This window comes from Lunatimonas lonarensis, assembly GCF_000390185.1.
Lineage (GTDB): Bacteria > Bacteroidota > Bacteroidia > Cytophagales > Cyclobacteriaceae > Lunatimonas > Lunatimonas lonarensis.
Window position 1 is genome coordinate 86,054 of record NZ_AQHR01000107.1, and the last position, 22,677, is coordinate 108,730.

The 22,677-nt window shown below is 49.1% G+C and carries 16 protein-coding genes; 5 read left to right on the plus strand and 11 right to left on the minus strand.

Going from position 1 to position 22,677, the window contains the following annotated elements; genetic code table 11:
- Positions 1-33: 33 nt before the first annotated feature.
- The 3 genes from ADIS_RS18665 to ADIS_RS18675 all read right to left on the minus strand — a co-directional run bounded on the left by ADIS_RS18665 (position 34) and on the right by ADIS_RS18675 (position 3,331).
- Positions 34-1,347, minus strand: coding sequence for an amidohydrolase family protein (locus ADIS_RS18665; protein ID WP_051113354.1), 1,314 nt, complete (start codon positions 1,345-1,347; stop codon positions 34-36).
- A 45-nt stretch (positions 1,348-1,392) separates the two neighbouring features.
- Complete coding sequence (locus tag ADIS_RS18670) at positions 1,393-2,298, minus strand: patatin-like phospholipase family protein (protein ID WP_010856242.1); 906 nt, start codon at positions 2,296-2,298, stop codon at positions 1,393-1,395.
- Between the two features lie 67 nt (positions 2,299-2,365).
- Positions 2,366-3,331, minus strand: coding sequence for a metallophosphoesterase family protein (locus tag ADIS_RS18675; RefSeq protein ID WP_010856243.1), 966 nt, complete (start codon positions 3,329-3,331; stop codon positions 2,366-2,368).
- Positions 3,332-3,565: 234 nt separating this feature from the next.
- Here ADIS_RS18675 and ADIS_RS18680 point away from each other — a divergent pair, with 234 nt between their 5' ends.
- Positions 3,566-4,210, plus strand: coding sequence for a peroxiredoxin (locus ADIS_RS18680; protein ID WP_035806953.1), 645 nt, complete (start codon positions 3,566-3,568; stop codon positions 4,208-4,210).
- A gap of 43 nt (positions 4,211-4,253) precedes the next feature.
- Here ADIS_RS18680 and ADIS_RS18685 read toward each other — a convergent pair whose 3' ends face one another.
- The 3 genes from ADIS_RS18685 to ADIS_RS18695 all read right to left on the minus strand — a co-directional run bounded on the left by ADIS_RS18685 (position 4,254) and on the right by ADIS_RS18695 (position 7,981).
- Positions 4,254-5,228 (minus strand): 2-hydroxyacid dehydrogenase, encoded by a 975-nt coding sequence (locus ADIS_RS18685; protein WP_010856245.1) that lies wholly within the window; start codon positions 5,226-5,228, stop codon positions 4,254-4,256.
- Positions 5,229-5,233: 5 nt separating this feature from the next.
- Positions 5,234-6,301 carry a M20/M25/M40 family metallo-hydrolase gene (locus tag ADIS_RS18690; RefSeq protein WP_010856246.1) on the minus strand — a complete coding sequence of 356 codons (1,068 nt, stop codon included), beginning with the start codon at positions 6,299-6,301 and terminating at the stop codon, positions 5,234-5,236.
- A gap of 111 nt (positions 6,302-6,412) precedes the next feature.
- A complete protein-coding gene (locus ADIS_RS18695) occupies positions 6,413-7,981 on the minus strand; it encodes an acyl-CoA carboxylase subunit beta (protein ID WP_010856247.1) in 1,569 nt (522 codons plus the stop codon).
- A 499-nt stretch (positions 7,982-8,480) separates the two neighbouring features.
- Here ADIS_RS18695 and ADIS_RS18700 point away from each other — a divergent pair, with 499 nt between their 5' ends.
- Positions 8,481-9,446 (plus strand): Ppx/GppA phosphatase family protein, encoded by a 966-nt coding sequence (locus ADIS_RS18700; RefSeq protein ID WP_010856249.1) that lies wholly within the window; start codon positions 8,481-8,483, stop codon positions 9,444-9,446.
- 105 nt (positions 9,447-9,551) lie between these two features.
- Positions 9,552-10,640 carry an Ldh family oxidoreductase gene (locus ADIS_RS18705; protein WP_035806956.1) on the plus strand — a complete coding sequence of 363 codons (1,089 nt, stop codon included), beginning with the start codon at positions 9,552-9,554 and terminating at the stop codon, positions 10,638-10,640.
- A 16-nt stretch (positions 10,641-10,656) separates the two neighbouring features.
- Here the strand turns inward: ADIS_RS18705 and ADIS_RS18710 are convergent, their stop codons facing one another.
- The 5 genes from ADIS_RS18710 to ADIS_RS18730 form a co-directional block, all read right to left on the minus strand.
- The gene (locus ADIS_RS18710) at positions 10,657-10,998 is read right to left on the minus strand and encodes an META domain-containing protein (protein WP_155907614.1); all 342 of its coding nucleotides are present in this window, start codon (positions 10,996-10,998) and stop codon (positions 10,657-10,659) included.
- Positions 10,999-11,203: 205 nt separating this feature from the next.
- Complete coding sequence (locus ADIS_RS18715) at positions 11,204-12,802, minus strand: alpha-amylase family glycosyl hydrolase (RefSeq protein WP_010856253.1); 1,599 nt, start codon at positions 12,800-12,802, stop codon at positions 11,204-11,206.
- A gap of 38 nt (positions 12,803-12,840) precedes the next feature.
- Complete coding sequence (locus tag ADIS_RS18720; RefSeq protein ID WP_010856254.1) at positions 12,841-13,890, minus strand: SusE domain-containing protein; 1,050 nt, start codon at positions 13,888-13,890, stop codon at positions 12,841-12,843.
- Positions 13,891-14,005: 115 nt separating this feature from the next.
- Entirely contained in the window at positions 14,006-15,595 is a 1,590-nt protein-coding gene (locus ADIS_RS18725) for a RagB/SusD family nutrient uptake outer membrane protein (RefSeq protein ID WP_010856255.1), read from the minus strand.
- An 18-nt stretch (positions 15,596-15,613) separates the two neighbouring features.
- Positions 15,614-18,559: a SusC/RagA family TonB-linked outer membrane protein gene (locus tag ADIS_RS18730; RefSeq protein ID WP_010856256.1), complete on the minus strand. Its 2,946-nt coding sequence runs from the start codon at positions 18,557-18,559 to the stop codon at positions 15,614-15,616.
- A 443-nt stretch (positions 18,560-19,002) separates the two neighbouring features.
- Here ADIS_RS18730 and ADIS_RS18735 point away from each other — a divergent pair, with 443 nt between their 5' ends.
- Both ADIS_RS18735 and ADIS_RS18740 read left to right on the plus strand, forming a co-directional pair.
- A complete protein-coding gene (locus ADIS_RS18735) occupies positions 19,003-20,028 on the plus strand; it encodes a LacI family DNA-binding transcriptional regulator (RefSeq protein ID WP_010856258.1) in 1,026 nt (341 codons plus the stop codon).
- A gap of 217 nt (positions 20,029-20,245) precedes the next feature.
- Positions 20,246-22,663 (plus strand): glycoside hydrolase family 31 protein, encoded by a 2,418-nt coding sequence (locus tag ADIS_RS18740; protein ID WP_010856259.1) that lies wholly within the window; start codon positions 20,246-20,248, stop codon positions 22,661-22,663.
- The last annotated feature ends 14 nt before the right edge of the window (positions 22,664-22,677 follow it).

Consider the following 22,677-nt stretch of genomic DNA (forward strand, 5'->3'; position numbering starts at 1 on the left):
TATGTGTTATTCGTAAGTATCCTCAAAAAAAGATCAATCCACCCAAACACCGTTCAACATAACCCGCCGGACACCTTCCATGTTCTTGACGTTTTCAAACGGATTTGACCGCAGCAAGATCAAATCCGCCCGCTTCCCCGCCTCCAGACTCCCAATGTCCACCTCTGCGCCCAAGAAACGTGCGTTTTCCCAAGTGGCCGCACGGATCAAATCGGGGAGCGACATCCCGCAGGCATTCATGAGTTCCAACTCTCGTTGATAGGCTGATCCATAGGACGAATAGGGCACATACGAATGGGAACCAACGGCAAGGGTGACTCCCTCCGAATAGGCTAAGCGGGTAAATTCCATCATCTTTTCAAAGCCCTGCCTACGAACCGGATCCTCCGCGTCTTCCCCAACTTCAAATACTGCCAAGGTTGGACAGAAAAACACACCGCCTTGGTTCATTAGCTGAAAAATGGTATCCACTCTTTCTTGGTTCACGGTAAAATCCAACCCACTCCACATCTCGTACCTACCCTCCCTGCGGGCATTATTGTCCGCAAGAACTTTTTGCCGATAGGCCTCGGCCTCAAACGTAGGAACCAATGCCAAGCCGACGGAAGTCACGTGTTCAATGCCGTTTACGCCTGCACGCAAAACATCCGCGGCATCGCTGATCTCGAGGTGGGCAGTCGTAGGGACGCCAAGCTTCTGGGATTCATCCGCCACAGCTTCTATCAGTCCAAGGGAAAGGCGATAGTAAATCTTGATGGCACTGGCTCCACGAGCTACCAAATTCCTGACCTGCTGACGGGCTTCCGCCTCATCCCGCACAATCAGCGCATCCTTGGGATGGGCGGGAGGAAACATATCCAAGTGAGGCCCGGTAAGATATAGCCGCGGTATAGGCAATCCCCGTCTTCTCTCATTCCCGTATGCCTCTATCCATGCTCCCGGATCCCGAAGAGCCGTTATGCCTTTCTTCAAAAAGAGGTTTGGCAAACCCCTCAACTGATCCAAATGAAAATGAACATCTATTAATCCGGGCATCACATAACTGCCTTCGCAATCGAAAACATTCGTCCCAGCAGGCAGACCTTTCGTTCCATCCGGAAAAATGGATTGAATCCGGCCTTCCTGTATCAACAGCGTATGGTTTGAAAGGATGGTTCCGTTTTTTACATCCACTATCTGACCCTGCGTGAGGGCAATGGTTCCTTCTTGGACGGGAAGTTCATTCAAATTTACGGGCTCAATCTTTCGTCGAGTGTCATTCCCCTTGGTGGGATCATTGCTTGTATTACAACCAAAAAAAAGCAGGGAAACTGAAACGAGATAATGCCAAAGGGTATAACGATACATGGGGATTATATTTAAAACAAACCAAATTATCAACCCGAATTGCTGTCAGCCTACCTCCAGGCATTTACAAACCGGATTGTGTGCTTTGGCAAAATCATAGCCCTCCTGCCACCATCTCTTCATCTGTTTTGGGTCGAATATGAGGGAATTTTCTGTCAGAACCGTAGGCGGGTAATAGAAATTCAAATCCACCTTTCTTCTTCCACCTTCCAGTTTGCCAATTTTGATGTCATCGGCCGAAATCTGATCCAGCATAAAATCGAAGGTTCGTGTCATAAGCTCCAACGCATTTTTCACGTTGTCCTTTTTACCTCTCGGCTGATTGGATTTCAGCACGATCACGTCAATTTCCTTGGCACCCCGATAAATTGCCTCAGATATGGGAACGATATCCGCAAACCCTCCGTCGGCATACTGGCATCCGTTTTTCTCCAGAAGACTCATAAACGGCACCAAGTTGGAAGACGCCCATATCCACTCGCAAAAGTCCAGGTAGCTGCACTCTTTTAGTGATTTATACTCAACACGATTGGTTGTGAGATTGGAAACCGTCACATACACATTCGCTTCGTTTGCCTGCATCCTCGCAAAGTCCTCTGGAGTCATGATCTTCTTGATCAACTCCAACAGAGCCAGGCTCTCACCAAAGGTCTTTCTTCCCTTGATAAACATGCGGACGGTGTTTATGTGGTTGATTCGGATGCGGGGTTCGCCATTTTCCTGGACAATGTAAAAGGGCGAGATATCAAAAATCTGGTTTTGTGTGACCGACGTATAGATGCCCTTGATCTTCTCGATCTCACCTATGGACAAAAGTGGCACCAAAAGGCTTCCGGTGGAGGTTCCCAAAAACAGACGGTAGTCGTGCCTGCATTCACGAATGAGAAACTCAGCGACACCTCCCGCAAAGGCACCCTTACTTCCTCCTCCTGAGATTACCAAAGCCCTCATAGTTTTGATTTTAATAGGTTACCTGTTAAAACGTAGTCCTTAATTTCCGGGTTTTGTATCTGCAGGCTTACAGAGGGTCAAACCGAAGCTTCCGATCAGAAATCGCCGGACGGATGGACTCCCTGTTTCTTTCCGGATACCCCAGTTCCCAAGGGGAGGGGCCTACGTATTCCGATTGTTTGCCATGAATACTTATTTCTCCATCGGAGGATATCTCCACTACGGCAAACAGGGGATCCCGGTAAGGAGCTGTGTATTTGATCCATCGAAAATCCCGGTCTACCTCCTCGGAATATCGGATGTGGGCGTATTCCTCTCCCATCCAAAAATAAGCCGCGCTATTGACATGAATATACCAAATTCCATTGACCTGCCGGGCATCGTCGTAGTGTAGGTGTCCATTGAAACAAGCTACGATCCGACTTCTTTCGTTGTCCTTGTTGTGGGCTTCCAATAGCTGCCTGATTTCCGCACCGTTGTGCATGGATCCTATCGGGCCGATGGATTGGTGCGAAAAAATAACAATCGGCCCTTCGAGCGCCTCAAGCTTGCTCTTTAGCCACTCCTGTTGTACGGGGCCTATGTATTCACGATAGCCTGTCTCCTCCGGGGTTCGCTTGTCGTTACCGTCCAATACGATAAAATGAAAACCGTTTTTCTCAAAATGATAATAGGATTGCTGCAGCTTGCGGTGCTCCAGTACTTGTTCAAGACCATAGCCCCCATCCATCTCATGATTTCCTATAACTGAGTACCTTTCTCCGGGATAGTTTTCCCAAATTTCAAACAGGGGCTGATACTGGGGTGCGGGAGTAACCAGATCCCCCAACTCGATCAAAAAATCCGGCTTGGCCAGCCGCATGCTGTCTATAAACGTCTGAATACGGTGCTCAGAGTCATGCATCGTTGGTAGATGAACATCCGAAATCAATCCAAAGCGCACCCGCTGCACTTCTGTGGCCTTTTCCTTACACGAATAAATGGTCAATGCAATTCCCAAAAAGAGTAACCAAAAAAAACTTCTTCGTTGCATAATAACTGATTCCTTTATAGATGTCCTAGACTGACGGCTGATCCAATTCAGCCAAACGTAAATATACCCATGTTTCACAAGAAATTGCATTGCATAGGTGCTTTCCATAGACTTTGTCACTGGCGCATAGAATATTACTATTGGCAGACCGGGTTCTTAGTGATAGTTGTCACCCTGCATAGGCCTCCTACCTTTTAATTTTGAATTATCAAAAAAACAAAAACACTATAAGCAATGGAAGATCAAATTTATCATATGCCCCGAATCGGTGATATCGCTCCTGACTTTGAATCAATGACCACCACCGGAAAAATCCGTTTTTCTGAGTATATCAAAGATAGCTGGACCATCCTGTTTTCCCATCCGGCCGACTTTACGCCGGTATGCACTACTGAGATGAGTGGTTTTGCACTCGAAAAAGACTTCTTTGAACAGCGCCAAACCAAATTGGTAGGGCTTAGCATTGACTCGATTCATGCCCATATTGCCTGGGTCAACAACGTGAAAAAGAATACGGGGATTTTGTTTGAGTTCCCCATCATTGCAGACATCGACATGAGCGTTTCCAAAAAATACGGAATGCTGCAGCCTGGAGAAAGTGAAACCGCCGCCGTTAGGGCTGTATTTTTCATAGACCCTAAAGGGAAGATACGCCTGATCATGTACTATCCGCTGAATGTGGGTAGAAACATGGTCGAAATCAAACGGGCGCTCGTAGCCCTGCAAACTGCAGATGAGCACAAGGTCTCTATGCCATTGGATTGGAGAGAAGGCGACCAAGTGATCGTATCTCCCCCAAAAACGGTAGCCGAAATGCTCGACCGGGAAGCCAGTGACTACGAGATGGTAGATTTCTACCTCGCCAAAAAATCACTTTAGCCCACCAAACCTGAAGCCCACCAAAATGGACTTCAGGCTTTTTTTATCCATAAACCTCCGGATTAACCGGATAAGGAAGACGTTCGCCCCTTAGTCCGGCCAATATATTCTCCGCCGCACAGCGAGACATCTCATTGCGGGTCTCTACGGTTGAAGATCCTATGTGTGGAAACACCACCGCATTGTCCATATCCAATAGGGGATTATCAGGGGCCATGGGTTCTGGATCCGTCACATCCAGACCGGCACCATAGATTACCCCTTCACGTAGAGCACGGATGAGATCCGGCTCGCAGTGTACCCCTCCCCTTGCCGTGTTGACGAAGATTGCTCCAGGCTTCATCTGTTTAAACTGCTCATAACCAAACAGTCCTCGGGTTTCTTGCGTCAAAGCGGTGTGCACGGATATGCAATCACTACTTGCCAAGAGCTCCTCAAAGGGCATCCACGTCGCCCCAAATTCATCCTCCGCCTCGTAGTTTCGGCTTCTATTATGATACACAATCTTCATACCCCAAGACTGTCTGCACATACGGGCCAGTTCAGACCCGATCCTGCCCAGACCTACGATGCCAAGAGTCTTACCTGCCAGGTCAAATCCCAAGTCCTGGGTCGGCTGACTGACACCCCATTCACCTCGCTTAATCTTCCGGTGAAGAAATAACGCCCGCCGTGCCACCGTAAGCATCAATAAAAGAGCAGTCTCGGCGGTTGCTTTGTTCAGGACATTCGGAGTGTTGCCGATGGGTATACCCTGTTGGGTAGCTGCCGCAATATCCACCCCATCAAATCCTACCGAATGGAGGGCCACCACTTTCAGGTGGCTGCATTGCCGAAAAAAGCCCTCATCGAGGCCCGCCTGGCCTGCGCTCAAGAATGCATCGTGCTGTTTGCAAAAGGCAATGGCTTCCTCCCTGGATAGTATCGCCGAATCTTCCCACATGGTTACCTCCACCCCAGCTTCCTTTAGTAAGCGGAGCCCATACGCGGGTATCACTTTATTGATAAATACCTTCATGTTCCTTATTTTACATACCTAAAATCAAACGACGGATCGAAATCTTCCAAAAACCCTGCCATAAGAGCAATTACCTGTTGTATGTCCGACTTGGAAGCAGTCTCCACGGTAGTATGCATGTATTTAAGGGGAAGGGAGATCAACGCGGAAGGTACTCCTCCGTTGGAATAGGCAAAAGCGTCCGTATCCGTACCTGTGCTACGGGACGAAGCGGATCGCTGATAGGGTATGTCCCGTTTGGCTGCCGATGCAATGACCAGATCCAATAATTTTCGGTGCACTGCCGGACCAACGGTCAGAACAGGGCCATTACCCGCTGTGTAATCTCCACTGACTACCTTATTGTACATGGGGGCGGTGGTGTCGTGACATACGTCCGTAATCAAAGCCGCGTTTGGTTTGATGCTTGCAGCGATCATTTCCGCTCCTCGAAGTCCTATTTCCTCCTGAACTGCATTTACCACATAAAGACCGAAGGGAAGTTTAACCTCTTTTTCCTTCAGCAATCGAGCCACCTCTGCGATCATGAAACCACCCACCCGGTTATCCAATGCCCGGCCAGTGTAAAACCGTCCGTTCAATTCGGTAAGCTCATCCTTAAAAGTGACCACGCAGCCCACGTAGATCCCCATCTCCAGCACTTCGTCTTTGGAGCGGGCACCTACGTCAATGAATATATTCTCTACCTTTGGTGCCTCTTCTTTTGCCTTATCCCGCACATGGATAGCAGGCCAACCGAATACCCCGTCGATCACCTTGCTGTCGGTATGGATGTTGACACGCATGGAAGGTGCAATCATATGGTCCGACCCACCGTTGCGCACTACGTACAGATAGCCTTCCGGAGTAATGTAATTTACAAACCAACTGATCTCATCGGCGTGGGCCTCTATTACTACCTTATACGAAGAGCCTGGGTTGATTACGCCTACGGCAGTACCGTAAGCGTCGGTAAAGTAGTCATCTACCAGGGGCTTGACGTAGTCCAACCAAATCTGCTGACCGGAGGCTTCGAATCCGGTAGGCGAGGCGTTGTTTAGGTAGCGGTAAAGAAACTGTTCACTAGCTGTCATATCTATTCATTTCAGTTTTAATCGTCCAAGTTTGTAAAATGGGGTTGTCTGCTCAATCTAAAAAGCCAATCATGTGGGTACGGCCTTCACCAACAGGGCGCTCCGCGCTGGTTATAGGGGAATGTTGCCGTGTTTTTTTCGGGGCAGGGTATCCACTTTATTCTCCAGCATGTCGAATGCACGGATCAGGCGCTGCCTGGTTTCGCTTGGCAGGATCACTTCGTCCACATACCCTCTTTCCGCAGCTGTATATGGATTGGCAAATCGATCGGTAAATTCATCGATTTTCTCCCTGAGTTTGGCCTCGGGATTGTCAGACCGGGCGATTTCCCGCTTGAAGATGATTTCCGCGGCTCCTTTGGCTCCCATTACGGCGATTTCAGCACTGGGCCAGGCAAAATTCAGGTCGGCACCGATGTGCTTTGAGTTCATAACGTCATAGGCTCCGCCGTAGGCTTTGCGGGTAATGACGGTAATCCGAGGAACCGTCGCTTCCGAAAAGGCATAGAGGAGTTTGGCTCCATTGCTGATGATCCCATTCCACTCCTGATCGGTACCTGGCAAAAACCCCGGCACATCCACCAAAACCAGCAACGGAATATTGAAGCAATCGCAAAACCGCACAAAACGGGCAGCCTTTATAGACGCATGTATGTCCAATACCCCGGCAAGAACCGCCGGCTGATTGCCCACCACGCCTACGCTTCTTCCGGCAATCCGTGCGAATCCCACCACGATGTTTTCGGCAAAATCCTTATGGACTTCCAAAAAACTATCCCCATCTGCTATTTCCGCTGTCACCTCACGCATATCGTAAGGATGGTTGGGATTTTCTGGCACCAACGTATCCAATGCAGGCCTTAGCTCGTCCCCCTTCGTTTCATAAGGCAGACTTGGAGCTTCCTCTTCGCAATTTTGTGGCAGGTAAGAAAGCAAGTGCTTGATTTGATCGATGCATGCTACCTCATTGGCGCAGGCAAAGTGGGTAACGCCACTTTTGCTCGCATGGGTCATGGCTCCGCCTAGCTCTTCGGCACTTACCTGTTCCTGCGTCACGGTCTTCACCACATTGGGCCCGGTCACAAACATGTAGGAGGTTTGCTCCACCATGAGAATAAAATCGGTGATGGCGGGCGAGTACACGGCACCTCCTGCGCAGGGCCCCATGATAGCAGAGATCTGAGGGATGACACCGGATGCAAGGGTGTTTCTGTAAAAGATGTCAGCATATCCCCCGAGGGAGCTCACTCCCTCCTGAATACGGGCACCGCCCGAATCGTTCAATCCGATTACAGGAGCTCCGTTTTTCATCGCCAAATCCATGATTTTGACGATTTTCTCGGCATGGGCTTCTGACAGCGACCCGCCAAAAACCGTAAAATCTTGGGAAAAAACGTAGACCAGTCTGCCCAAAACCTTGCCAAAACCAGTCACGACTCCGTCACCCAGGTATTTCTCGCGGTCTATTCCAAAATCGGTGCCCCTATGGACGACAAATCGATCCAGTTCCTGAAAAGAACCCTCATCCAAGAGCAAAGATATCCGCTCACGCGCTGTCAGCTTTCCCTTTGCGTGTTGCGCGGCAATCCGTTCTACTCCTCCGCCCTTAAGTGCCTGCTCATTTTTTTCGCGCAACATTTCGAGTGGGTTTTGCTTTGAGGATCCTTCTGCCTGTTTCATCTGTCTATAATTGTTTTTTAGAGGTCACAACTTAGTCCCGGTTTATCGGGATGGAATTTCGCCTGAATTCCCCGATAGCTATCGGGGCATCCCGGTGTGTGACGGCTACGTCATGCTCGATTTCATGTGTTTATAATTTGTTCTTCAAACTTACTATTCTTTCCCATGGCCCCCAATACCCCTTCTTTGCTAGATCCCCGGCCTATGCCTGGTTGGTTGACCAAATATAGGCAGCCCCTATCAGCTAGAAAAATGCCAGCAAAACAAATAAACCCGTCCATTAACATTTTTCGCAGCCCCAGCGTTTTACGACAAAAAAACGGCAGTTGGAGACTACCGAAAACCTTCGTCAACAATATAACCAAACCGATGTTTGATAATAACTTTCCGATGAATGATGGCGTACTATAGGGTATAGTTCATTTTTGAAACTAGAAAGAGGAGATCGATATAGGGTAATTAAATAAACTTTCTATATTCGCACCATTAAAAATGGGACATGGGACAAAAGGCTGCAGTCATCGATATGGGAACAAACACCTTTCATCTACTGATGGTAGAATTGGATGGTGATGGATTCCGTACGGTGTACAAAGAAAAGATTCCCGTAAAACTGGGGGAAGGAGGTATCTCACATCAAGTGATACTTCCAGAAGCAAAGCGGAGGGCCTTCCATACCCTAACCCATTTTTCGAATTTGATCAGCGGTGAAAATATCCGCCACGTGGCTGCTTTTGCTACCAGTGCAGTTCGGAATGCCACCAATGGCGCTTCCTTTGTCCAAGAAGTTTGGGACAAGCTGGGCATAGACGTGGACGTGATCGACGGAAACCGGGAGGCTGAGCTGATCTACAAAGGAATCCGACTCAGTGGTAGCTTAACTAAAGAAACGACCCTAATGATGGACATTGGCGGAGGATCGGTGGAGTTTATCATTGGCAACGAAGATAGGGTCTTTTGGAAGCAGAGCTTTGAGATTGGAGGGCAGCGCATGCTGGATCAATTCCATGCCCATGACCCGATTGCTCCAGGGGAAATGGCAAGGCTCTACGGATTTTTACAGGAAAAATTGACCCCCCTAACACAGGCAATAGCAAACCATAAGCCTCAAAGGCTTGTGGGTGCTTCGGGCACCTTTGATACCCTAACGGACATTTATCTAGCTAGGCAAACGGATTATAAATTCACGCGACAAAGCACCTATTCCATACCCGTTACCAGTTTTCAGGACATTGCCTCGCAACTGGTCAGCCTCAACAAAATGGCGAGGCTCCAAATCAAGGGAATGATTCCGATGCGGGTAGATATGATCGTAGTGGCCTCTTGCCTGATTCGCCACGTCCTGAAGATGGTGGAAACCGACTTCCTATATTGTTCCACGTATTCACTGAAGGAAGGAGCTATTGCTGAACTTTTGCAACTAGCCGCGCAAAGCAATCCCCCCCAATTCGCAAGGCCTGCCTAGATTGGCTCGAGCTACCGTGGGTCATAAGAATACTGCTTTTTTCACCGTTGTTTTATTTTTTTCTGCAACTTTACGACCCAAATCCGAAACCTTTGATGCAGTAAAATGAAACAATATCCCCTTCCCTTTTTGGAACAATTCACCTGTGAGGTTCTTTTACGTATGGGTTGCTCTCCAGCGGATGCACACACCGCGACAGAGGTTCTGCTGTCTGCCGATCTTAGGGGGGTTGATTCCCATGGGGTTGCCCGCCTTTCGGGATACGTGCGGCTCTGGGAAAAAAACCGCATAAACGCACAGCCGAACGTTAGCATCGTGCACGAAACCCCCAGCACGGCAGTGGTGGACGGTGACGGAGGATTAGGCCTGGTCGTCGCCCCTTATGCCATGCAGGTGGCCATCGAAAAGGCCAAAACAGCAGGCACAGGCTGGGTTTCCGTAAGGAACTCCAACCATTACGGTATTGCAGGCTTCCATGCCATGCAGGCCCTAACCCACGACATGATCGGTATATCCCTTACCAATGCCAGCCCACTGGTAAGCCCCACTTTTTCCAAGGAGCGGCTATTGGGAACCAACCCGATATCCGTGGCCATTCCCGCCGCAACCCAGCCTCCATTTGTGCTGGATATGGCCACTACTACTGCGGCCAACGGCAAATTGGAAATCCTACAACGTAAACAGCAAGAAGCTCCCTACGGGTGGATCCAGGACAAAGACGGCAACCCAACTACCAGCCCCAACGGGGTGAAGGACGGGGGAGCGCTCCTACCCTTGGGCGGAGACCGGGAACACGGCTCCCACAAAGGGTATGGCCTCGGAGCCGTGGTCGATATTTTCTCGGCCGTGCTCTCCGGGGCAAACTACGGCCCTTGGGTGCCGCCGTTTGTGGCCTTTTTGGAACCACATCCCCATCCCGTGGGTGAAGGACTGGGACATTTCTTCGGTGCCATGCGGGTAGACGCCTTCCGACCCGCCGATGAATTCAAATCGCATATGGATACCTGGATCGGGCGCTTTCGGGAGGCCAAACCGGTGGAAGGCCAAGAAAAAGTGGTCATTCCCGGAGATCCCGAGCGGGAATTGGAAGAAGTTCGAAGAAGGGAAGGTATTCCGCTGCTCCCCGCCGTAGTCGACGACCTCAGGGAATTGGGTGAACGATTAGGGGTAAAATGGGATGAATCGCAAATATAATCCAAGTCGCCTCGCATCACTTCGGCACTTCCTGCATGTTCGATCCTTCCGGTTGTACGGAAAATAGCTGGTTTTGAGGCAGATCGATTAGCGCAAACACCATTTCTTTGCTACCATCACCAAAACCGATGGTGAGGAGGTTTCTATCAATCGAAAACCGATACATCGAACGGAGGGCCGAAAAATAGTTACTTTCAAAATCCATCATTGCTTTTGTGGAGCCGACGAATGTCTGGCCAATCCGGCCGTTTGATCGGATTTCACCCTCCTTCTCACCTACCTGATACGCTCCGCCAAAGCCGTTGACCGGCCCGGCACCGTAAAAAGCCCACATACGGATCGGCTTGATCTTCGCCACACGAAAAGAGCATGAGGACTACGCCAGCAAGTAGAAAATTTCTCATGACCAACGTTGTTTATTCTCAGGACGGGAAAAAATCTGGAGATGTCCTAACAAAGCTGACTACAAAAGAAGAATTCTAAACTTTGTGGATCAATAGTAATCGGAATACCTACTTAATCGGTGCTGAAACATTCCTCTTTTAGAATACTTCTAGTTCCTTTTATTTTAAAATCAAAGATGACCGTGAGGGCAACTGAATTTGGGACCCATTAAGTTGAGCCCTATTAAAGGTGTAGACCGGGCCCGTAGCTTCCTTTGGCTTTGCGATTTCTACCGGCTCGCCTCCCAAATTATGAAAGACCCATCGGATCTCCCCCTCAAACTCCCTCTCATAAGCCATCACTTGGGTTGGCAAGCCGTCCCCGCTCGGCTTTAGCGAACCCAATGCCAGTACCTTATCGCTGTTTCTAAGCCGTATGATGTCTTTGTAATGGGAGAACATACTTTCCGCATCCTCCCGTTGAATCGCAAGGGGTGTGACGGTCTCATCGGTACTGAATACTGGGTCAATCCAGGAAGTCCTCCCAGCATCCTTCCCCGCCACATCCCACAGAAAAGGTTCTCGGATATTCGGGTCTGGCTTATCCCCCAGCATACCAATCTCTTCGCCGTAATACAGGTAGGGGGCTCCTGGCATACTCAGCAAGATCACTGCTGCCAACTTGGCCATTTCCACATCCCCTCCCAAAGAAGTCAAAATTCGTGGTTGATCGTGGTTGGATGAAATGGTAGCGTCAATAAATTCATCGGTGATACCTTCGTAATAGGTAAGCACTTCCGCCTGCTTTATGGGCAAGCTGGAACCGTCTTGGGTAAGAAGCGCCTCCAGCAGCCCATAGTGAAAATCAAAATTAAACAGTGCCGGTAGCCCGGGCAAATAGGGAGCCACGATCTCCTTCTTATCGTATACCTCTCCTACCAAATACAGGTCGGGCTTCACTTCCTCCATCTTTTGCCGAAATTCCTGCCAAAATGCATGGTTGTCCGGAGCCCGCTCGTCGGGAAAGATATGTTTCGCCGCATCCAACCTAAATCCATCAACCCCTACCTCCTCTAGCCAAAAGCGACCGATATCGTAGACTTCCTCCCTTACCCGCGGATTATCGAAATTCAAGTCGGGCATACCCCCATAAAAGAACCCGTAGTAGTAGTCCTCCCCCATCCCCGGATCATGCCACTGCTGAATGTTGTCTGAATCCAGTGTGATTTCCTTTTTGTCAATATACGCCGCAAGGGTGTCATTTCTCGCCCATACATAGTAGTCCCGGTAAGGGTTGTCCCTTCCTTTTTTGGCTTCCAAAAACCAGGGATGCTCTGAACTGGTGTGGTTGATAATCAAATCGATCACCACCCGAATATTCCGGTCGTGGGCAGCTTGAATCAGGGCCTTGAACTCATCCAGTGTACCGTAATCAGGGTGCACCGCCCTGTAATCCGTCACGTCGTATTTGTGGTAACTGGGAGAAGGCATGATGGGCATAAACCAGATTGCGTTGGCTCCGAGCTCATTGACATAGTCCAGTTTTTCTATGACTCCGTTAAAATCGCCGATACCATCCCCATCCGAATCATAAAATGAGCGAATAAAAATTTCATAGGTAATCCCCGCACGGGGCCAATGATCGGCCAGTTGCTCCTTGGTTCTAACCTGCTCCTGCGGCGAACAACCGAAAAACCACGAGTTGGAAAACACAAGCACGACCGAAAGACGTAGCAACGGTAACGTGAATAAGGTAATGATATGCCGAAGTCGTTTCATCTCAGTCGTATTTCGTGTACTTCCGCAGGGAATAAGGATTAGGGATTTTTCTTAAGCGTATAGGTCACCTCTCCAGGTGTGCGCCAGTCCATCGTTACAGTATAATTACCGGCCTCCTCCACCGGGATATCCGCTCCGCCACTGTCCAATTGGCCATTCAGCCCGTTGTCTCCGAAGTTGAAATCCCAGCTGTTGTTAGCCCGGAATTTCAGGTTCCCCGCATTCAGATCCAGCGTTAAGGTAAGGATATTTTGCGCTGCGTCAAACGCCAGCGGCGTATCCGTATCCCATCCTCCAGGAGTGGCATCTCCCACCAAACCCCAAACTCTATTGGGACCGATTTCATAGGTAAGCTCATTCATGTTTACGCTGAGCAAAAAGGTGCCCAGTCTTCCCGCTACCGATAGGTTTTCCCCTCCGGCATCCAGCGAACCGTTCCCTTCGTTGTCTCCAAAATTCACATCCCAGCTTGGCGTTTCATTGATCTTAAACTGCCCGTTACCGGTCAGGATATGTACATACCCCTCGAAGATCCCGTCGGAGTTTACTGAATAGATCACGGTCTGCTCGTTGGCGGGATCCCAACCCTGATGATCTCCGGGGAGGTAAAGGCGCGGAAACTGCAATTGAACCGCAAAGGCTACCACTTCCAGTAGAACAGCCTCAGACGCCCGGGCTTCCACCAGTGGGTTTATGGATGCCACCACCCTAAACTCCATTTCTTCCGCTTGTTCGGGAGTCAAGCCACGCTGAATCAATCGCTGATTGAATTCCCTCACAGTCAACTCAATGGGTGAGGCTGTCCCGCTCCCCATATCTACGGCCTCCGTAAAATTATTGCCTGCAATATCCGCCTGCAGGACGTAAGTAACGGCCGCTTGAAAACCAAAATCAGCAGGTGTGAACTCAAACGCTATCCTCTCGGATTCGGCCTCCTGCTGGAGCGCGATGGTGCTGCCAGCAACGGGATTTAAGATCGTAGGTGGTGCTGCTTCGGCGCTAAGCATCACAAGCTCTTCCTCTGCACAGGACGCCAGTAAGCCCAGCAGTAGCAGCAATGACAGAAAATTATGGAATTGATATTTCATGTGTTTATAATTGTTTTTAAACGGTCAGTTTGTTTTATGCCATGATGGGGAGAATCTTGTACATGTTCCGGGAATTTCTCCCTCAGAAAGTGTATTCATGCATGGCATCAATAGGTTAGTAGCCTTGGTTTTGTGTAAGTGTGGGGTTGGCGGTAAGATCCGCCGCGGGCAATGGGTACAGGTCTCTGTAGGCGGGCGTGGAAGCTCCGCTGACATCACCACCTTTCCATTGCCATAAATAGGCCCCGCCGGAAAACCGTCCAAAGCGAATCAGGTCTGTTCGACGCTGGGCTTCCCACTTCAGTTCCCTGGCACGCTCGTCCAGAATAAAATCCAACGTGAGCTCTGCTTGGGAAATATTCCCGGATGCGTCTCCATAAGCCCGCTCTCTCAGCTGGTTGATGTAGGCCAAAGCAGCTTGCTGAGATCCTCCCGAACCGCCCCGTAAAACTGCTTCGGCATACATCAGGAAGGCATCTGCCAGTCGAAACATCGGAAAATCTACCGACACTTGGTCATTTACCGGGCCCGGAGGTCGAACGCCCTGCCGGGTTACATTTCGGAATTTTATCACGCCGTATCCATCCGTAAACTGACCGATGTTCTCAATCTCTTTCTGCTGGCCATCGGTATGGAAGCGGCCTCGGCTATCGGTTGCTCCATCTGTCGTTGGGAAAAGGTCCACGAGCTGTGGTCTCGCCCGAAGGCCCTGCCATCCTCCTGGTATACCAAAATCCTCCCGATTCATACTGCCTCCCACCGCTGCATTGACCAAAAACGTAGTTCCTCCAAAGGAAGTCGTATTCACCAAATCAAAAGCAATGGGGAAAATAATCTCTCCGGAGAGGTCATTGTCGGCAAAAAACAAATGCTCGTAGTTAGGTTCGAGGGAAAAACCCGCATCGATGACCTGGCCCAAATAGGTGATTGCATCCGTATAGCGGTTTTCTCCCGCATATACCTCCGCATTTAGGTATAGCTTAGCCAACAACATCATGGCGGCTGCTTGGTCTGCCCGCGCATATTCATTCTGCCTCGGTGCCACCAGTTGGGGAATAATCTCCAACAACTCTCCTTCAATATAGGAAAACAAATCTCCTCTCTCTATCTGGGAGGGGAAAAATGATCCAACTGGATTTTCCTCGGTCACGAAAGGGACGTTGCCGTAAAGATCCAGGGCGTGGTAATAGCTCAATGCCCGTAGAAACCTGGCCTCATTTCGGAAAAGCACCGCTTGATCCCTGTCTCCACCAGCAATCCCCCTCGCTGTGAGGTTTTCGTCGCTGAGTTCCCGTATATACTCATTTGCCAGCGTAATCTGGTAAAAAATCCGGTAGTACATAGCGGCAATAAAGCCATTGTCCGATGACCAGGTCATTGTATTCAGCGTGGGCAGTCCTTCGTCGTTCCAGCCAATGATTGCCTCGTCTGTGGGAAGCTGCTGTAGCTTCCATAGCGCGCGCAGGTAGGTGGAAGCACCCTCGTCTTGACCACCAATATCTCCTCTACCTGCCGGACCCTGCTGACCGCTAAGGGCCAGGCCGCCATAGATCTTGGCAAGCACGGACTTGTAATTGGAAAAATCCTCATACACTTGCAGAGAAGTCACTTCATTGTAGGGTTCTAGGTCTAAGTCATTACAGGCACCTAGCGAGGCGACAATGGCCCCGATTCCAATCCATTTATATACGATTGATAGTTTCATAGTAGTTTCAGGTTTATGTTAAAAGCCCAGATTTAAACCCAGCGACACAATGCGTGGAAGTGGATAAAAGTTGTTGTCGATTCCTCCGGGTATCTCTGGATCCACACCTTGATAATTGGTGATCACAAATGCATTTTGGACCGTCGCATTTACTTGCAGCGTATACCCTTTCTGGTTCAGGCTGCCAAAATTGTAACCGAGGCTGATGTTCTCCATTCGCAGAAAAGAAGCATCCTCCAGGTAATAGTTGGAACGCAAGCGCTGGGTTTGAAAATTGGTGTTCAATACGCTTGCATGCATGTTCGCTAGGTAATCCGGAAATCGGAGGTTTTGGTATGCTCCGTTTGCTGAGGCGACGTTGTTGTAGGCCTTTGCCCCCAGATTGCCCCTCAGTACAAATCCCAAATCCCACTGCTTGTATTTCATCTTGGAGTTGATTCCGAAAAAATAACGGGCGTCTGGAAAACCATCCCGAAAGAGATCTTGCTCATTGATTATCCCGTCGCCGTTTCGGTCCACATACAGGTTTTCGACCGGAGCCCCAGTTTGGTCGTACACTTGCTGCCATACAAAAAAGGAGGAGGGCTGAAAGCCCACGGTATGAACCTGCACGGTATTGCCGGTACCACCTGAGATTCCTCCCACCAAGATACCTACGGCATCCTCCTCCACATTACTTAGGCTAATAATGGTATTTCGGTTGTAGGTAAAATTAGCCCCCAAGTTCCAAGAAAAGGACGGAGTTCGGACAATGTTATAGGTAAAAGAAGCCTCAAGCCCCCGGTTCTCGATGTTTCCCACATTGGTAAAAAGCAGATTGGTCAGGTTGGTGCCTGCGGGAACCGGGATAACTGCAAGCAAGTCATTGGTGCGCTTGAAATAGTAGTCCAAACTTCCGTATCCCCTGCCGTCAAACAATTCAAAATCCAATCCTGCATTATAGGTTACTGTTTCCTCCCATTTGATGTTCCTATCGTATCCCTCGGGACGAAGCATAGTATAATAGGTTTCACCAAATCGGTACCTTGCAGCATCGTCGCTGAGGGTATACCTGGGAAGAAACGGAAAAAAGGAACCTATGTCCTGCTGCCCGGTTACTCCATACCCCAGTCGCAACTTAAGGTCCGTAAGGGTTGTATTGTCTTTCAGGATGTCCTCTTCGCTGATTCTCCACGCAGCCGCAAGGGACGGGAATACCCCCCACCTTGTCTCTGGGCTAAACCGGGAAGAACCGTCGTACCTAACCGTGGCAGTTAAGAGGTATTTATCTGAAAGGCTGTAATTTACTCTACCAAAATAGGAGATCAGCCTATTTTGAGGCCTGGTCTCAACGCCAGCGGGCGTCAGCACATCACCGGCTTCGTTAAGCCTGTCAAACGTGGGGTTCTTTACCAAAAAATCCTGAAAGGAATAACCCAGCGTAGCATCCAGTCTACCATAGCGCTCGAAGTTTCCGGCATAGCTAAAATAAAAGTCTGAAAGAAGGTTTTGTTTATACTGTTCATAAACGGCTATGGAACCTCCTTCATTGATACCAGCCGCTGCGGTAGAGGGAATATAGGTTCTTCCACTACTTTGACTGATATCGTAACCTAGGTTTAGGTTGGCCTTCAGACCAGTTACAAACGGGATAGCGTAGTCCAGTTGAAGGTTTCCGATACTTCGCTGTACCTCGCCTAGGTCGTCTCGCTGTTCCAAAAGTCCCAGCGGATTTCTGGGTGCCAAGGTTTGGGGCGTCCCATTGGCGTTTCGCCACTCCCAATACCCACCGATCCCTTCCGGGTCATACACCGGCTGGGTAGGATCAAACACCACAGCCGCTCCAATGGCTCCCTGATCCGCAAACCGGCTTTTGGTGTGCACACCTTTCAAATTCAAGTTTACTTTAAGCTGGTCACCAAATAACGAGGGCGATAGTGAAAGACCCGCTGTAGTTCGCTCGATGTTATCAGTCTTAAGTATCCCATCCTGGTGCAGGTAACCAGCGCTTACGCGAAACGGCATATCCCTAATCGCACCGGATACACTTACATTGTTATCGAATGCAAGCGCGTTTTGATAAATCTCACGTTGCCAATCGGTGTTGGCGTCTCCCATCAGGGCCTGCTGTTGTGGCGTGGTATGCGTCATTGCTGCCTCGCGGAACTGCTCCGCATCCAACACGTTGATCAGTCGGGTTGGCTGCGAAACTGAGGCCAACGTACTCACACTGACACGGGTAGGCTGGCCCTTTTTCCCTTTCTTGGTGGTGATTAGTATAACTCCATTGGAAGCCCTGGAACCATAGATCGCCGTTGCCGACGCATCTTTGAGGATGTCCATGGCCTCGATATCGTTTGGGTTCAAGAAGTTCAGCGGGTTGGAGGTTCCCGACACGCCGGAGTTGTCCAATGGCACACCATCAATTACGATCAAGGGGTCATTGGTGGCATTGAGGGAAGATCCCCCGCGAATTCGAATACGTCCTCCAGATCCAGGTCGTCCCCCGTTTGGAGTGATTTGTACACCGGCCACTTTACCGGTGATCAACTGCTCGGCGTTGGTGACCTGTCCCACGTTAAAGTCTTCTCTTGTCACAGATCCTACCGAACCGGTGATATCCGCTTTCCGTTGGGTACCATAGCCCACTACCACCACTTCGTCCAATTGCTTTAATGCCCCCTGTAGGGACACATCGACAATGGACCGGTTACCCACTACCACCTCCTGTGGTTGAAAGCCTATAAATGAAAACAATAAGGTGGCTTCTGACGAGGGCACTTCGATCGAATAGGTTCCATCTATATCGGTGGTGGTACCCGTAGAGGAACCTTTGATCAGCACATTGACAAAGGGGAGTTCTTCTCCTGAATCAGCATCAGTTACCTGCCCCGTGACGGTTCTGTTTTGGGAATAGGCCTGTAAGCTTAAAAATATTCCCAGAAAGCATACCAGAATAGGTATGGGGGTGTTTACTTTTCTCATGTAAGTTATGGTTGGATTTACTTCATTAATTAACAAGAAAACTCAATCGAAATATCACTATTTTTTACAGCTATTATTACAATAGTACTGTATCAGTAGACTCCGGATCTGAGATTCTATAAATGAGTTTACCATTTTTTTGACGAATGCAAGTGACAAAATCAGATTATTTCAGACGCTAGGACCGAGAATTTTTATGCAAACGAAACCGCAAACGTTTGCGTAAACTCAAAAATTTTCTAAAAATTGGCCAACAAATGGCTCTGTCTCCCCCAACTGAATCAAAAACTTACCTATCTTGGGTAGGCCAAACACAACCATCAGAAATCAGGTAAATCTTGATAAAATACTACATATGAAATCGATCCTTACTTCCGGAAGGCAGGGATTCCTTCCCTATAAACTGGGACAGGACCTGACCATTGAAAAACAATTATAAACACATGAAAACAGGGCAAAGCACCATCAAAGACATTGCCAAGGCGCTGAAGGTTTCACCGTCCACGGTATCACGGGCACTGAAAGACTACCCCGGGATCAGTGAGGAAACCAAAGCCAAGGTGAAGCAACTCGCTGAAGCACTGAATTACCGCCCCAACGCCGTTGCATTGAGCCTGCGCAAAAGACGCTCCTATACACTAGGGGTTATCATACCGGAGGTGGTCCACTTTTTCTTCTCTACGGTAATAAGTGGAATAGAAGAAGCAGCCATTGCAAACGGGTATAATGTCATCCTTTGCCAAACCAACGAAGATTATAGCCGAGAGGTAAAGATGGTGGAAACGATGGTCTCCAACCAAATCGATGGATTACTGGTAAGCCACTCCAGAAACACCGAAGATTTTAACCATTTTCAAACGCTTCTGGACAACCATTTCCCGATCGTTTTTTTTGATAGGATTCCCAAATTAGCAACGACGGCCAACGTAATCGTGGACGATTTTCAAGGTGCCCATGACGCAACGAAACACCTGATTTCGCAGGGATATAGAGACATTCTCCATTTGGCAGGGCCCCTAAACCTGGCAATCAGCCAAAACCGTCGGGCAGGGTATCAACAGGCTATGAAGGACGCCGGTATCCACCACCCAGATGCCCGGGTAATTGAGTGTCCAAGTGGCACTGTCGAAGAAAGCGTGGCCATTTGCCTGGAGGTGTTTTCCCAACCAGATCGCCCAGATGGTATTTTCGCATCCAATGACGTTGCCGCTGCGGGAGGAATACAGGCCCTGAAGGAACTTGGCATACAAGTTCCGGGAGAGGTCGGTGTAGTCGGATTCAGCAATTGGCAGTTTAGCAGTATGATAGAACCGCCTATGTCCTCGGTAATGCAGCCAGGGTTTTTGATGGGAGAAGCCGCCACCAAAAAGCTGCTCAACTTCATAGAAACGGAAAGCTATGAAGCGGGAACGACGGTTTTAAAGACTGAATTGATACCTCGACGAAGTTCCCACCCAAAAAAATGTTGATTTTTTTGCCGGTTTTTATGCAAACGATTGAAATGCACCGCGTTCAAGTCTTTTTACTTAAAACCACCAGAAAACGCTATTAATCACCCTCTACGGCAGTGTGGGCGAATTTTTTACTTTCATTTAACTCGCTAACTTGGGGCCAACTAGTACGAATTACAACACCAAATCATCGCATCTAAATCGCATTTAAACAATGTAAACCCATTCATTGCCTATGATACCGGTAACGCAGCAACACACCATCATCTCCCCGGGGCCTATCAGAAATTGGGAAGTAACACCCTATGGAATAACCGGTCACACGGAAGATGCCATTTTTGCGATTCAGGTCTATGCAGATCACACTATACGCGTGCAAGTGAGTCGCCACGAGGCCTTTTCTCCCAATCCCTATGCCGTCATCGCCAAACCTGTATCTGGCTTGTTTGAGTTTCGCTCCTCGCCTGACATCCTGTGGTTATCTACCAAGAAGATGACCGTAACCATTTCCCGAGAATGCTTTTCGCTGTCCTTTGCAACCCCTCAGGGTAAAGTACTCTGTGAGGACGATCCAGCCATCGGTATCAACTGGTTGGGAACAGAAGTGAGCTGCTATAAAAAGCTGCAGCCTTGGGAAAAATTTATTGGGTTAGGTGAAAAGACCGGAGGGCTGAACCGCTGGGGAAAAGCCTACACCAACTGGAATACGGACAGCTTCGGGTACGGCATTGATGCTGACCCCTTATACCTCTCAGTCCCTTTCTATATCGGACTAAACGGAGGAAAAGCCTACGGCATATTCTTCGACAACCCCCATAAATCGGTCTTCAATTTTGGAGCCAGTAACAACCGGTTCAGCTATTTCAGCGCAGAGGATGGCGACTTGGACTATTATTTTTTCCACGAAGACTCCGTGGCATCCATCATTCAGGCCTATACCCAGCTTACTGGCAGAATGGAGATGCCACCCCTATGGTCATTGGGATACCAACAATGCCGTTATTCCTATTACCCGGATCGCGAGGTGCTACGATTGGCAGAAACTTTCCGCGAAAAAGAAATTCCTGCTGACGTGATCTATTTGGACATCCATCACATGGAAAAATACAAGGTGTTTACCTTTGACGGCAAAACCTTTCCTGATCCGGCTGCTATGATCAAAAGTCTGAAGGAACGTGGATTTAAGGTGGTGGTAATACTGGATCCCGGCATTAAAAATGATCCAAATTACGCTCCCTATTTGGAAGGGATTGAGCAAGGGCTTTTTATACGTTATCCGGATCAAGTGCCGTACGAAGGACACGTCTGGCCGGGCTGGTGTGCCTTTCCTGATTTCACCAACCCGGCTGCGAGGGCGTGGTGGGCGAACAAACTCTCCTTTTACAGCTCCTTGGGAGTAGACGGCTTCTGGACAGACATGAACGAACCTGCCACTTGGGGCCAGCACATGCCAAACATCATTGAGTTTCACTTTGAGGGAGAACAGTGCAGTCACCGCAAGGCACGAAACATATACGGCATGCAGATGGCCCGAAGTACTCGGGAAGGATCACTGCAACATGCGGATAATAAAAGACCTTTTGTTCTCTCACGATCCGGATATGCCGGTATCCAACGGGATGCAGCCGTATGGACCGGAGACAATGTGGCCTCCGACGAGCACATGCTGGCGGGGATCCGACTGGTAAACAGCCTGGGATTGAGCGGTGTTTCTTTTTCCGGTTTTGACGTAGGCGGTTTTGCGGGGAACACCAACCCAAAGCTATTTGCCAGATGGATCAGTCTTGGTGCCTTTTCGCCGCTATTCAGAGCGCATTCTATGATCAACAGCAACGATTCCGAGCCGTGGTCATTTGGAGAGGAAGTCGAAGAAATCGCGAAAAACTACATCCGATTGCGATACAAGCTTCTTCCGACCATTTATGCCGCTTTCTACAAAAGTTGCTCCAGCGGGCTTCCTGTAGCTAAAAGCCTCGCCATTGACTACGCCTTTGATGATCGGGTTTTCCAAGGGCCCTTCGATAATCAATACCTGTTTTGTGATAAATTTTTGGTGGTTCCGGTCGAAAGTTTTCGGCCCGTCACCAAGGTCTTTCTGCCCGAAGGGAAATGGTACTATTTGTTCAACTCCCAACCCGTAGACGGCAATCAGGTCTGTTATTGGGAATGTCCACTGAGCTACCTCCCCGTATTCGTGAAAGCCGGGAGTATCGTGGCTCTGCAGGAACCTGTAAACCATACAGGAGAAGCCCACGACGGAATTCTCCATTTGCATGTATATCATGGATCAGGCACGAGCAATCATCTCCACTACGAGGATGATGGAAGCACGTTGGACTATAGAAATAATGCCTATTTCAAAAGAAATTTGTTATTTGACCATTCACACAAAGTGCTTATTTTTGAAGAGTCCCGCGGCAACTACAAATCTAAGTTCCATACGGTAAAAATTTATTTCCATGGATTTGGGGAAAACCAAGCTAGCGTGGGGGAGGTTATGAAGAAGTTAGAAAAAGAGGATGTCTCATTCTTGGATCGGATCAGCGATTTTGATCCATTTCCAGACAATCGGCACCCGTACCATCAATGCGAGGATACCCGAACGCTGACTATTCCGCATCCACCTGCCAAGCTGACCATCACACTACATTAAACCAATAACGGGAA